The sequence below is a fragment of the Colwellia sp. C1TZA3 genome (genome assembly GCF_007954265.1).
Classification (GTDB): Bacteria; Pseudomonadota; Gammaproteobacteria; order Enterobacterales; family Alteromonadaceae; genus Cognaticolwellia.
The window spans coordinates 1-14,128 of record NZ_VOLS01000007.1; the positions used below are offsets into that span (position 1 = coordinate 1).

The window sequence follows — 14,128 nt, forward strand, 5'->3', positions numbered from 1 at the left end:
CGCAGGAAAAATAATTCAAGGTAAGGCGCTCGATTGAGCAATAGCTGGCTATTGGGATTGAGAGCAACACAGCCTTGAGCTATTTTAACTAGTACAAGTGAGCAATAACTTAATGGGATTGGTATTACTGAGAGTGCCGCTGAGAGTGCTACTGAGAGTGTTATTAACAGTGATATAGCGAGTAAAGCAGAGAGCGACGCTAACTTTCATAAAGTTAATTTACTTAGACCAACTAAAAAAGTAATGATCGCAGCATGCGCTGGGCATCGTTGGGAAAATAATCAAAAATTGCAGCCGATAATGCCTTCATTGTGAGAATTATTATTATCTTGCAGCATTAATTGGCGTAATTTCAAACAACCTAGGGTAAATTTGCCTGACAATTGATTTTAAATCTTGTTGGCTGTTTACAGCAGACGGTACGCATTTATAATAGCGTATCAATATTATATCTTCGAAACCGACTTTAAATACTTTATGCGGCTGATTACGGCAGTTTTACTACTTTTTCTGGTACTTTTGCAATACCGACTTTGGTTTGGTAAAAACAGTGTGCCTGATTATCTAGCATTAGAAGAAGAAGTGACTCGACAGTTAGTCAATAACAATAAGCTAAAGCAACGTAACAAATTACTTTATGCTGATACTGATGATTTAAAATCGGGCACCGAAGCGATTGAAGAACGTGCACGCCATGAATTAGGTATGATCAAACAGGGCGAGACATTTTTTCGCGTTATTCCTAATGATGACGATGCCAACAAGAAGGAACGATTGCGATAATGAGTAACTTATTAGGGCATTTTACTGTAGTAGTGCCCGCTGCAGGTGTCGGTAAACGCATGCGTTCGTCTTGTCCAAAACAATATTTAACTATTGAAAATATAACTATTTTAGAACATACCATTCAGCGTTTACTCAGCCATAAGGCAATTTCTCATGTCATTATTGTCTTAGGTGAAAATGATGAATACTTTCCTAGTACTAGCTTAGTTGATCATAAAAACATTACCTGTGTCACCGGCGGTAAAGAGCGTGTTGATTCGGTACTTGCCGGTTTAAAACATTTACATGCGAGCCAAGAACAATGGGTGTTGGTGCATGATGCAGCAAGACCTTGTGTTCGACATCAAGATTTAACCCGCTTAATTAATTACTGTCTTAAAAACGATCATGGTGGCTTATTAGCAAGCCCTGTTCGCGATACCATGAAGCATGCGAATACGGAGCAATTAGTAGCAACCACCTTAGATCGCAGTCAACTGTGGCATGCGCTGACCCCACAAATGTATAAAACGCTTGAACTAACCTCAGCTATTACCGCAGCATTAGCGAAAGAAATAAGTATTACCGATGAATCATCAGCGATGGAAGCATCGGGTTTTGCAAGCGGCTTAGTCAATGGCAGCAGTGACAATATAAAAATTACTCAGCCAGAAGATTTGTTTTTAGCTGAATTTATCCTTAACCAACAAAAAAATAATTTACAAGCAGAGGAAATATGCGAATAGGTCACGGTTTTGATGTTCATCAATTTGGTGGTGCAGGGCCATTAGTTTTAGCAGGTGTTGCTATTCCTTATGAGTTTGGCTTTATTGCTCATTCTGATGGTGATGTAGCTATTCATGCCTTATGTGATGCCATTTTAGGGGCATTATGCTTAGCCGATATTGGTAACCATTTCCCCGATACTGATGGTCAATACAAGAATATATCGAGCCGTATTTTATTGCGCCATGTGGTTGGCTTAATGCAAGAAAAAGGCTACGGCTTAGGCAATGCCGATATTACTGTATGTGCGCAAGCACCAAAAATAGCACCGCACCTTTTAGCGATGCGAAGATGTTTAGCACAAGATTTACAAGCGGATATTGAACAAGTCAATGTTAAAGCAACCACCACTGAAAAGTTAGGCTATGTGGGTCGCAAAGAAGGCATTAACGTACATGCCGTTGTACTATTAATGAAAACTGAGCCTAACAGTAACTTAAATATAGTTGCAGAGCCGATTAAGCAAGACCAAGTGAAAATACCAGAGCCGACTAATCAAGGTGAAGTGAAAGCACCAGAGTTAGCTGTTCAAAGTGTTCAGAAAGCACCTGAGCCAAGCCAATCTCCCTTGCCTGAATTATCCTATTTATATGGCAAGCCAAAATCGACCGGTTTGTTACGCCGACATAGGTCAGACTTTAAAGTTTTTGAACAATTACCTTTTCAACCTTGTGGTGAAGGTGAACACCTCTTTATTCACCTTCGAAAAATTGGTGCCAATACCGCCTTTGTTGCCAAGCAATTAGCGCAATATTTTTCGGTCAATGAATCCTTAGTTTCTTATGCTGGTTTAAAAGATCGCTTTGCCGTGACAGAGCAATGGTTTGGCGTGCATGTTCCTGGTAAGCAAAGCTATGACTTAAGTGACTTAAACATTGAAGGTGTTGAGGTTTTAACTTATAAACGCCATAACAAAAAACTGCGTATTGGCGGTTTAGACGGCAATCGTTTTGAAATTACCTTACGTGACGTGACAGAAATTGACGAGCTAATAAGACGTTGGCATGTAGTGACTAATTTTGGTGTGCCAAATTATTTTGGTGAACAGCGTTTTGGTATTAATGGCGGTAATATTGAAAAAGCCTTAGATTTATTCGCTGGTCAAAAAGTTAAAGACAAGAAAAAACGTGGTATGTATTTATCGGCTGCACGTTCATTTATTTTTAATCAACTTATTGGCCAACGTATCAAGCAACAAACATTTGACAGTCTAATGAATGGTGACGTCTTGATGTTAGCGGGAACACAGTCGGTATTTCTTCCTGATGTTATCGATGAAAGCCTACAAACACGACTACTTGAACATGATCTAGATATTACCGCATCTATGTGGGGTGCGGGCGAATTAATGACCACCGGTGATGCGCGTACTTTTGAGCAAAGTATTGCCGATGGCCAGCCAGCATTTTGCGAGGGTTTACCGCGCTTTGGTTTAAAGCAAGAACGTCGACGTATTCGCTTAACGATTAAAGACACTAATATTAGCGTAGATAACGATGTTGTCACCTTGTCATTTTTCTTGCCATCAGGCGCTTATGCCACCACCATTATGCGTGAATTAATCGACTATAAAGATATGACTGAGCGCGTTGATGTCAGTGCAGCTAGGCACACAACTGCTGCAACTAAAACCCAGACTAACGCAATAGATAACAATACGGAGTTAAAAAGCTAACATGAGAATATTACTGAGTAATGATGACGGTGTTCATGCTGATGGCATTAAAGTGCTTTTTGACGAATTAGCCAAAATATTTGATGTTACCGTAGTCGCGCCAGATAGAAATTGTAGCGGCGCAAGCAATTCGTTAACACTATTGAATCCACTCCGAGCGCAAGCACTAGAAAATGGCTTTATTGCTGTTAATGGTACACCCACTGATGCGGTGCATTTAGGTGCCGCTCAATTAATGCAGCCAAAACCTGATCTAGTAGTGGCAGGTATTAATCACGGGGCTAATTTAGGTGACGATACCATCTATTCTGGCACGGTAGCGGCGGCCACAGAAGGGCGCCATTTAGGTATGCCTGCAATCGCGGTGTCGCTAGTGTCTTCAGACCCTAAACATTTTCAAACCGCCGCTGTTGTTACTGCCAAGTTTATTGAGCGTTTGCAATTACACCCATTGCCAAGTGATCAAATTATTAATATCAATGTCCCCGATGTACCGCTAGAGCAATTGAAAGGTATTCAAGTAACACGTTTAGGTAACCGCCATAAAGCGGAAACTATGAAAAAAGTACAGGACCCTTGGCAACGTGATATTTATTGGTATGGCCCATTAGGAAAAGAACTTGATGCTGGCGTCGGTACTGATTTTCATGCCATCGCTAATGATTATGCATCAATTACCCCGTTAACCATAGATATGACTGCTTATAAAAGTCTGGCAAAAATGACCGAATGGATTAATGAACTTTCACTATGAGACCAACTAATATCAATCCCAGACTCGGCAGTAATATCGGTGGGAAGTCGAGTCGAAGTGGAGCATTATTGGCGCAAAAATTATTACTTGAAGGCATCAAAAACCAACAAGTGCTCCAGGCTATTGCCCGCTCACCTCGGCATATTTTTGTACCCGAGATTTTAGCACATAAAGCCTATGACAATACGGCGCTACCGATTGGCCAAGGGCAAACCATATCACAACCCTATATTGTGGCAAAAATGTCAGAACTTCTGCTGGCTGATGGTGTGCCAGACAGTATTCTTGAAATAGGTACGGGCTCAGGTTATCAAACCTCGATATTGGCGCAGTTATCACCCAAGGTATTTACTGTTGAACGTATTAAGTCGTTGCAATGGCAAGCTAAACGAAGATTGCGCACGATGGATTTGCATAATGTTGCCATGAAACATGGTGATGGTTGGCAAGGCTGGCACAATAAAGCCCCATTTCAAGCCATTATAGTTACCGCTGCACCTAACGAGGTGCCTGCGGCATTATTAGCCCAGCTAGCTGATGGTGGCCGCTTAATCATTCCGGTTGGTCAACAAAACCAAATTTTAAAATTAATTACCCGTCATGGTGATGAATATAAAGAGCAGCAAATTGAAGCTGTTCGTTTTGTTCCTCTTGTACCTGGCGCTTTAGGATAGTTTGTGAAAATATTTTCTGCATTATATCAATGGACACTTAAATGGGCTGAGCATAAGTTTGCCCCTAGAATCTTAGCGGTACTAACCTTTGCCGAGTCAGTGTTTTTCCCCATTCCACCAGATGTTTTATTAGCACCGATGGTACTGGCTCAGCGTGATAAAGCCTGGCGCTTTGCCACGATAACGACCATAGCTTCAGTGCTCGGCGGTATGGTCGGTTACGGCTTGGGTTATTTGATGTTTGAACCTTGGATCCAACCCTTAATTACTGAATTTGGTTATCAGGCGCGTTTTGATAAAGCCATGTTATGGTTTAGTGAGTGGGGTGTATGGGTAGTATTCATTGCTGGTTTTTCTCCGATCCCCTATAAGTTATTTACCGTGAGTGCTGGCTTTTTAAATATGGCTTTTTTACCGTTTTTATTCGCGTCAGCGATTGGTCGTGGCATGCGATTTTTCATGGTAGCAGGTGTTATTCGTTGGGGCGGAGCACCGATGGAACAAAAAATTAGACAATGGGTTGATGTCCTAGGTTGGTCGGTTGTTAGCGTTATTATTATTGCTTATATTGCGACACGATAAGGACGTTTTTTTGTTATGACAAAACGGATGCAAGGTGAATTATTCAGCGCTAATAACCTACTAGTGCTAATAATAATATTAGCACTAAACGGCTGTTCGAGTCGTAATAAACCTGCTCCTGTTGTAGATGTGCAAGGCTCTCTTCCTCTTAGTCAAAGACTCAAGAACAGCGTTAGTGGTAGCGAATACATAGTCAAAAAAGGTGAAACGTTATACTCAATAGCATGGCGTGCAGATATTGATATCCGTACCTTAGCAAATATCAACAATATTAAAGCGCCATACAATATTTATCCACAACAAAAATTAATGTTAACAAAAAGTAAATTTAATGCTAAGTTAAAGAATTATAAAAGCAAAGGCTTTAATACTTCAAAACAAAAAGTTATAAAAAAACCTATTGCACAGAAGAAAAAGCAGGAGTATGGTAAAAATGTAGCTGATCAAAAAAGCAGCAAAAAAGTTCAGCAACACACGGCCTTTTCACAAAAAATTAGCAAGTGGCAGTGGCCTGCGAAAGGAAGAGTTATTCATAAGTTTTCCAGCGCAAAGCAAGGAAATAAAGGAATCGACATTGCGGGGCGGCACGGTGATTCGGTAAAAGCAACTGCAAACGGTAAGGTAGTTTATGCCGGTGATGCGCTACAAGGATACGGCAAGTTAGTCATCGTTAAACATAACGAAGATTATCTCAGCGCTTATGCCCATAACGATCGCATTCTAGTCAAAGAACAGCAAGTTGTAAAAGCCGGTCAAGTGATTGCCAAAATGGGTGATACTGACGCTGAAAGAGTCATGCTTCATTTTGAAGTTCGCTTTCGCGGAAAATCAGTTAATCCTATGAAGTATTTGCCGAAATAATAATAAAAATTTACCAATAATAACTTGAGGTTAATGTGAATAATTAGTCAGTAGATTTAGCTAATGCTAAATAGGGAGATATAACATGGGCATAAAAAAAAATATAGAATGTTCTGATCTTGCAGTGAAAGAAAAGCCAAAAAGCACTGAGGCAGAAATGCCTGAAGAAAGCCCGTCTAATTTAGATGCAACACAAATATACCTAAGTGAAATAGGATTTTCACCGTTATTAACCGCTGAAGAAGAAGTCTATTTCTCTCGCCTTGCCTTAAAAGGTGATGAACGCTCTCGCAAACGTATGATAGAAAGTAACCTTCGTTTAGTGGTAAAAATTGCTCGCCGTTATAACAATCGTGGTTTACCTTTATTAGATTTAATTGAAGAAGGCAACCTAGGCCTAATACGCGCTGTTGAAAAATTCGATCCGGAACGTGGCTTTAGATTTTCCACCTATGCCACTTGGTGGATTCGACAAACCATTGAACGTGCCATCATGAACCAAACTCGCACTATTCGATTACCTATTCATGTGGTTAAAGAGCTTAATATTTATTTACGTACAGCCCGTGAGTTAGTGCAAAAGCTTGATCATGAGCCAACGGCTGAAGATATTGCTTTTGAACTGGATGTACCCGTAGAAAGTGTCAGTAAAATGTTGCGCTTGAACGAACGTATTGCTTCAGTTGATTCGCCATTTGGCGGTGAAGGTGAAAAAGTTTTATTAGATGTTATTCCGGATGAAAAAGGTGGTAGTCCGGAAACAAAATTACAAACCAATGATATTAAACATAACATTGTAGATTGGCTAAATGAACTTAATTCTAAGCAACGAGAAGTGCTGGCAAGAAGATTTGGCTTGTTAGGCTATGAAGCGGCGACATTAGAAGATGTAGGTGTCGAAATAGGCTTAACACGTGAACGTGTTCGTCAAATTCAAGTTGAAGCATTGAAGCGTCTGCGTGATATCTTAAGCCAGCAAGACTTATCGATTGAAGCACTATTTCAAGTATAGTGCGATAGGCTTACATTCAGTGAATAAACTAAAAACCAGTGATTGCTGGTTTTTTTAGCTCTACATTTTATGAGTAATACCAATTTGATTAATTAAGTGGTCACCTTTTTTATGAAGAAAAATGAAGAAATACAAGGCATAAAATTTAGTCAGTAGTTATTCTACTTATAAATTTTATAACGCTGTAGTTATTCATTTTAACCATTAAAAATGAGCAGGTAATTAATCAACTTGGTATTATTCACCTTATAAACTTTAAACGCTGTATTTTTTTATTTTAACCATTAAAAATGAGTAGATAATTAATCAATTTGGTATTATACCAATCCCATTAAGTTATTGCTCACTTGTACTAGTTAAAATAGCTCAATGCTGTGTTGCTCTCACTCCCAATAGCCAGCTATTGCTCAATCGAGCGCCTTACCTTGAATTATTTTTCCTGCGCACAACAAGATCACAAACTTAATTGAACTGGTATAATGTACCTGCCCAAGCCATTGCATCAGGAAGTCAGCTGTTTAGCGAGCGATTAATCTAATGGGAAAAAACATTTTCAGCAGTGATTTTTTGTAGGTCGGACTTCAGTCCGTCAACCGTTTAGCAAGCGATTAACCGAATGGGTAAACAAAAATTTGCCGCGGTGTATTATATTTTTGGAAAGAATCTTGCCGAAAACGGTTAAATTTCATTTAACTTGATGGCTTAAAGTCCAACCTTGAACTTATACCAATCCCATTAAGTTATTGCTCACTTGTACTAGTTAAAATAGCTCAAGGCTGTGTTGCTCTCACTCCCAATAGCCAGCTATTGCTCAATCGTGCGCCTTACCTTGAGTTATTTTTCCTGCGCACAACAAGATCACAAACTTAATGGAACTGGTATTATACCAATTACATTAAGTTATTGCTCACTTGTACTAGTTAAAATAACTCAAGGCTGTGTTGCTCTCACTCCCAATAGCCAGCTATTGCTCAATTGAGCGCCTTACCTTGAGTTATTTTTCCTGCGCACAACAAGATCACAAACTTAATGGAACTGGTATTACATATTGCCACGGGTGAAGTAGGTTGGGTAATCGCTTTTTTAGGCCATATTGATGTTGTTAGCGAACAGTGATTAAAGTCAACCTGTACTTTAATCACTGTTCGCTGCAAAGGTATGCTAATTTAAAATATCCTAACCTATTTTAAATTAATTCTTTTAATTTATATAACAAATCTAAGGCCATTTTAGGGCTTAAGTCATTTACCTCTATGGCGCTTAGCTCTTCAACAACAGGGTGTTGACTATCGATTAAAGACAGTTGTTCAAAAGCTTGCGGAACAGCACTCATCACCGAAGGTGCTTGCATATTTTCAAGCTCAGCTAAGCGCTGTTTTGCCCGCTGAATAACACTTTTGGGTACGCCAGCAAGTTGCGCTACCTGTAAACCAAAACTTTTACTTGCCGCCCCTTCTTGCACTGTGTGCATAAAGACAATGCTGTCACCATGTTCAACGGCGTCTAGATGGACATTGGCTAAAGTATCTATTTGTTCAGCTAGTAAGGTTAACTCAAAATAATGACTGGCAAAAAGTGTGAAAGCTTTGGTTTTTATCGCTAGCATTTCAGCACAGGCCCAAGCCAGTGATAAACCGTCATAGGTGCTAGTGCCACGACCAATTTCATCTAATAAGACTAAACTTTTATTAGTGGCATTATGCAAAATGTTAGCGGTTTCTGTCATTTCTACCATAAAAGTTGAACGGCCACTGGCTAAATCATCAGAAGCACCAATACGAGTAAAAATTCTATCTACCATGCCTATTTGGGCAGCACTTGCTGGTACATAACAGCCAATATGTGCCAGTAATACAATTAACGCTGTTTGGCGCATATAGGTAGATTTACCCCCCATGTTAGGGCCAGTAATAATCAACATTTCTCGGCTACTGTTTAGCACTACCGGATTAGCAATAAATGGCTCAGCGGTCATTTGTTCGACAACTGCATGACGCCCAGCGTCGATATTAATACCGCTGGCTTCTTGTAGCACAGGCTTGACATAATTTAAGCTTTCAGCGCGTTCAGCAAAAGTATTTAACACATCTATTTCAGCTAGCGATTGTGCGAGTAGTTGCAATTTTTCTAACTCAGGCAATATTTGATCAAACAACGCGTCATACAAGCGCTTTTCAAGGGCGAGAAACTTACTTTGTGCCGATAACACTTTTTCTTCATGTTGTTTTAATTCGTTAGTAATAAAGCGCTCGTTATTTTTTAAGGTTTGTCGGCGAATATAATCATCAGGCACATCAACGGCTGAAGTGCGACTCATCTCTATATAGAAACCATGAACTCTGTTATAACCAACTTTGAGTGATTGAATACCAGTACGCTCTTTTTCGCGTGCTTCTAGTTGCGCTAAAAACTCGGTTGCACCATCACTTAAATCTCGCAGCACATCTAATTCGTCGTTATAACCTGGAGCGATAACACCGCCGTCACGGATTAATACCGGTGGATTTTCAACAATAGCCCTTTCTAATAGTGCCTGTGTAGCCGGTATAGGCTGACATTGTTTAACCAATTCGGCTATGTGCAGTTGAGTGCAGCTAGCCATAAGCGTTTGTAAATCAGGTAAATGCATTAAAGCATTGCGTAAACGGGCAAAATCACGTGGCCGAGCTGATCGCAAGGCAACACGAGAAACAATACGTTCAATATCACCAAACTGCTTTAAGTTAGCGTTAAGTTCAAAGGGTAAGTCTTGCTGTAATATTTCTTCAATCGTATTTTGACGATTATTTAAGGTATTTAGTTCGCGCAGTGGAAAATGTAACCAACGCTTAAGTAATCTTGAACCCATGGGCGTAGCGGCTTTATCAAGAATTGCAGCTAGGGTATTTTCATTGCCACCTTGCAGATTTTGGGTGAGTTCCAAATTACGGCGAGTGGCGGCATCAAGAATAACAGCAGTTGACGAGCTCTCCCCAATAATGGCTCTAATATGTGGCAGTGCGGTACGCTGACTATCCTTAACATATTGAAATAAACAACCTGCCGCCGCGATACCTAAAGGTTTATCTTCAACACCGAAGCCTGATAATGACTGAGTACCAAATTGTTTATTGAGTAAAGTTTTACTAGTGTCTAAATCAAACTCCCAATCTGGGCGTCGACGCAAACCTTTGCGGCCGGCAATAATAGTAGTGGCAACTAATGATTCGGGATATAACAATTCTGCCGGTGATAAACGCTGTAACTCGGCTTGAACTTGTTCTTCAGTCTTAGGCTCAACCAGCACAAAACGGCCACTAGTCATATCTAAATAAGCGAGGCCAAAGCCTTGTAGTGTCTGATGAACGGCAACAATTAAATTGTCTTGTCGGTCACTAAGCAGTGCTTCATCACTCACTGTGCCAGGCGTAACCACACGCACAACCTTTCGCTCTACCGGACCTTTGCTAGTCGCTGGATCGCCAATTTGTTCACAAATTGCGACTGACTCGCCTAATTTGACTAACTTAGCTAAATAGCCTTCCACCGCATGATAAGGCACGCCAGCCATTGGGATAGCATTACCACCAGTTTTACCACGTGCGGTTAATGATATATCGAGCAAATCAGATGCTTTTTTAGCATCATCAAAAAATAGTTCGTAAAAATCCCCCATACGATAAAAAATTAAAATATTAGGAAATTCCGCTTTAATAGTCAGGTACTGACGCATCATCGGGGTGTGAGAAGAAAGGTCTTTGGTTATTGTTGTCATTGAACTGCCATAACTAAAATTGATGAAGGTATTAAGGGCGTAGATTATGCCATAAGGCAGGCGATCAAACCTTTCTATTTTTGAGAAAAGTCATGAGTAAGCTCATCATATAAAAACAGCTGTATAACATCTGAAAAGTACATTAGTAACTTTTTTACTTAAATTTTTATAAAGTTACTGATGTTAATAAAGTATATATTTTTCAATGGTTAATATCTATTGGTTATTTTATTTTTGCATGTAAATAAAATAAGTTAATAAAAACCTTGATACTGTACGACTATACAGTATACTTTGTGTCATCAAAACGAATTAAGCACCTAAACCTCTCGTGGAGTAATAAATGGACGATAACAAAGAAAAAGCATTATCAGCTGCCCTAAGCCAAATCGAACGTCAATTTGGTAAAGGTTCTATCATGAAGTTAGGTGACAATAACACCATGGACGTTGAAACAATTTCTACCGGTTCATTAGGATTAGATATTGCTTTAGGTGCTGGCGGCTTACCTCTAGGTCGTGTTGTTGAAATTTATGGTCCAGAGTCAAGTGGTAAAACAACGCTGACACTGGAAGTTATTGCTGAAGCACAGCGTAATGGTAAAATTTGTGCGTTTGTTGATGCTGAGCATGCACTTGACCCTGTTTATGCCGCAAAATTGGGTGTAGATATTAACGAATTATTGGTTTCTCAACCCGATACAGGTGAGCAAGCGCTTGAAATTTGTGACATGTTAACTCGTTCAGGTGCTATTGACCTTATTGTGGTCGACTCGGTGGCTGCGTTGACGCCAAAAGCTGAGATTGAAGGTGATATGGGTGATTCACACATGGGCTTACAAGCGCGTATGTTGTCGCAAGCCATGCGTAAATTAACCGGTAATTTGAAAAAATCAAACACCATGATTATTTTTATTAACCAAATTCGTATGAAAATTGGTGTCATGTTTGGCTCTCCAGAAACCACTACAGGTGGTAATGCCTTAAAGTTCTATGCTTCTGTGCGTTTAGATATACGCCGTATTGGCGCCGTTAAAAACGGTGATGAAATTATTGGTAACGAAACGCGTGTTAAAGTGGTCAAAAATAAAATAGCGCCGCCTTTCAAGCAAGCTGAATTTCAAATTTTATATGGTGAAGGTATTAATAGCTTAGGTGAGTTAGTTGACCTTGGTGTTAAAAATGAAATGGTAGAAAAAGCCGGCGCTTGGTATAGCTATAAAGGCGATAAAATTGGCCAAGGTAAAGCAAATGCGGCTAAATATTTGAAAGAAAATCCTAAAATAGCAAAAGAAATAGATACACGTTTACGTGAAGCGCTGTTATCAAAAAATACACTGCCTGAAACGGCGGAAACAAGTAAAGCGACTGAAACAACTAAAACAGCCAAAACAACTAAAGCTGCTGAAGCACTAGCTAAATAATTATTAGCGAGTTTTACTTTTAATGAAAAAGCCACTGCAAAGTGGCTTTTTTGTTAATTACAAAAAAGCGATATATGATCATACAATCGCCGTTCCTCGCCATTTGTTATACCAGTTCCATTAAGTTTGTGATCTTGTTGTGCGCAGGAAAAATAACTCAAGGTAAGGCGCTCGATTGAGCAATAGCTGGCTATTGGGATTGAGAGCAACACAGCCTTGAGCTATTTTAACTAGTACAAGTGAGTAATAACTTAATGGGATTGGTATTATATCAATTTCATTAATTAGGCGGTCTACTTTATATGCCGGAAAAACGACCAAGTATAAGCCATTTATTTTAATCACTCGTTGTTCAGGACAATAGGCGCCTGCATTGTCTAATAAGCTGCATCCATGCAGCGATAATTATTAAATAAATAACGCAGTCGTGGGTTGTTTTAACCAGGTGAAATGATCAGGTAATTAGTGCGATTGGTATTAATTGCGCTAGCACTACTCGAGTGACATATTTCAATCTAATAATATGGCTGCACGACATCAGCATCTCTATGTCAGTCGATGTTAAAATATACCATTTTGACAGATGCACTTATTAACAAGATACAAATTCGACGTTTTTTAAGTTTACCTAACTTGTTATAATAAATTAAAGACCCGTGCCCAGTTCTCAATAACTTTAAGGTTTACCATTGCTAAACAATCACTCCCATTACTCTCTGCTTGAACATTACTTAAATCATAGCGAAAAACTTGAGTGGGTAATTGCCACTATAGTGAATAAAGCAGGCTCAAGTTACCGCTCACCAGGCGCTATTATGCTAGTTAATAGTTTGGGACAATCTCTTGGTTTAGTCAGTGGCGGCTGTTTAGAAGCCAATATTGTTTTGCACGCGAAAAAAGTATTCGACAGCAAGCAAGCTCATTACGTTGTATACGATATGCTAGAAGAAGACGGTTATGCAGCAGAGCTAGGCGTAGGGTGCAAAGGTAAAATAGGCGTATTATTACAATATGTCACCACCGCACATCAAGCCTTATTTGCGCAACTTTTTAAGCGCATGGAAGAGGGGGAAGCAAGCTATTTACAACAAACATTTTTAACTGAGGATTCAACACAACAGGCGTTAAACAGCATCAGTTTGTTTGATCATGCTGGCCAGTTATTAATAACATCAGCTCAGGGGCAAGAAAGCGTTAAACATAATGCCCTAATGCAGATGGTAAAACAAGATACAGCGCACAGTAATATCACCATAGATCAAGACCAAGTGTCGATAACCAAAATATCTGCACCTACTAATTTATGGATTTTTGGTGGTGGTTCAGATGCTATTCCTTTAGTTTCAATGGCCGCGCAGATGGGCTGGCGAGTAACTCTTGTTGATCATCGCTCTAGCTATGCGCGCAGCAGCAACTTTAAGCAGGCCTCAGAAATTTTTAGAATTCATCCCAACGACTTTACTCAAATAAGGCAATTTCGCCAACTTGATGCCGCCGTGCTGATGACACATAATTTGAACTTGGACGCTGCTTGGTTAAGTTTGCTGCATGAAAATAACATTGCAAAATATATTGGTTTATTAGGCCCGACTGAACGCAGAGGTAATGTTGAAACACTAGCTAATATTGAAGACAGAGCGTGGTTAATGCGTCATGTTAATGGCCCTGTTGGCCTCGACATTGGGGGTGAGTTGCCCGAGTCAATTGCCTTGTCTATTTTAGCGCAATGTCACAGTGTTTTGCACCATCGCAGTGGTTTAGCCTTGTCAGGTAAATTTATCAATACTTAAGCTTATCAATACTTAAGCTTATTTTGTATCGGCCTTATATCAAGGTTTAATG

The 14,128-nt window shown here is 39.7% G+C and carries 11 protein-coding genes and 1 pseudogene; 11 read left to right on the forward strand and 1 reads right to left on the reverse strand.

Annotated elements, in window-relative coordinates:
* The first annotated feature begins 477 nt into the window (after positions 1 to 477).
* The 9 genes and pseudogenes from ftsB to rpoS all read left to right on the forward strand — a co-directional run bounded on the left by ftsB (position 478) and on the right by rpoS (position 7,109).
* Entirely contained in the window at positions 478 to 783 is a 306-nt protein-coding gene (gene ftsB / locus ESZ39_RS03335; protein WP_146878382.1) for a cell division protein FtsB, read from the forward strand.
* Positions 783 to 1,511 (forward strand): 2-C-methyl-D-erythritol 4-phosphate cytidylyltransferase, encoded by a 729-nt coding sequence (gene ispD, locus ESZ39_RS03340; RefSeq protein WP_146878383.1) that lies wholly within the window; start codon positions 783 to 785, stop codon positions 1,509 to 1,511. The genes ftsB and ispD overlap by 1 nt, the downstream gene beginning before the upstream one ends.
* A pseudogene (gene ispF, locus ESZ39_RS17710) lies at positions 1,502 to 1,975 on the forward strand (2-C-methyl-D-erythritol 2,4-cyclodiphosphate synthase); the annotation flags it as partial. The gene ispD and the pseudogene ispF, both read left to right, overlap by 10 nt.
* Positions 1,964 to 3,226, forward strand: a complete 1,263-nt coding sequence (truD, locus tag ESZ39_RS03345) for a tRNA pseudouridine(13) synthase TruD (RefSeq protein WP_146878450.1) — start codon at positions 1,964 to 1,966, stop codon at positions 3,224 to 3,226. The pseudogene ispF and the gene truD, both read left to right, overlap by 12 nt.
* 1 nt (position 3,227) lies before the next feature.
* A complete protein-coding gene (surE, locus tag ESZ39_RS03350) occupies positions 3,228 to 3,980 on the forward strand; it encodes a 5'/3'-nucleotidase SurE (protein WP_146878384.1) in 753 nt (250 codons plus the stop codon).
* The gene (locus ESZ39_RS03355; RefSeq protein WP_146878385.1) at positions 3,977 to 4,654 is read left to right on the forward strand and encodes a protein-L-isoaspartate(D-aspartate) O-methyltransferase; all 678 of its coding nucleotides are present in this window, start codon (positions 3,977 to 3,979) and stop codon (positions 4,652 to 4,654) included. The genes surE and ESZ39_RS03355 overlap by 4 nt, the downstream gene beginning before the upstream one ends.
* A gap of 3 nt (positions 4,655 to 4,657) precedes the next feature.
* The gene (locus ESZ39_RS03360) at positions 4,658 to 5,236 is read left to right on the forward strand and encodes a YqaA family protein (protein WP_146878386.1); all 579 of its coding nucleotides are present in this window, start codon (positions 4,658 to 4,660) and stop codon (positions 5,234 to 5,236) included.
* 27 nt (positions 5,237 to 5,263) lie between these two features.
* Complete coding sequence (locus tag ESZ39_RS03365) at positions 5,264 to 6,097, forward strand: peptidoglycan DD-metalloendopeptidase family protein (RefSeq protein WP_146878387.1); 834 nt, start codon at positions 5,264 to 5,266, stop codon at positions 6,095 to 6,097.
* Positions 6,098 to 6,182: 85 nt separating this feature from the next.
* Positions 6,183 to 7,109: an RNA polymerase sigma factor RpoS gene (gene rpoS, locus ESZ39_RS03370; protein WP_146878388.1), complete on the forward strand. Its 927-nt coding sequence runs from the start codon at positions 6,183 to 6,185 to the stop codon at positions 7,107 to 7,109.
* A gap of 1,186 nt (positions 7,110 to 8,295) precedes the next feature.
* Here the strand turns inward: rpoS and mutS are convergent.
* Positions 8,296 to 10,863 (reverse strand): DNA mismatch repair protein MutS, encoded by a 2,568-nt coding sequence (mutS, locus tag ESZ39_RS03375; protein ID WP_146878389.1) that lies wholly within the window; start codon positions 10,861 to 10,863, stop codon positions 8,296 to 8,298.
* A 343-nt stretch (positions 10,864 to 11,206) separates the two neighbouring features.
* Here mutS and recA point away from each other — a divergent pair, with 343 nt between their 5' ends.
* Both recA and ESZ39_RS03385 read left to right on the forward strand, forming a co-directional pair.
* Positions 11,207 to 12,286: a recombinase RecA gene (gene recA, locus ESZ39_RS03380; protein WP_146878390.1), complete on the forward strand. Its 1,080-nt coding sequence runs from the start codon at positions 11,207 to 11,209 to the stop codon at positions 12,284 to 12,286.
* Positions 12,287 to 12,975: 689 nt separating this feature from the next.
* Positions 12,976 to 14,076, forward strand: coding sequence for an XdhC family protein (locus ESZ39_RS03385; RefSeq protein WP_146878391.1), 1,101 nt, complete (start codon positions 12,976 to 12,978; stop codon positions 14,074 to 14,076).
* Positions 14,077 to 14,128 lie beyond the last annotated feature (52 nt).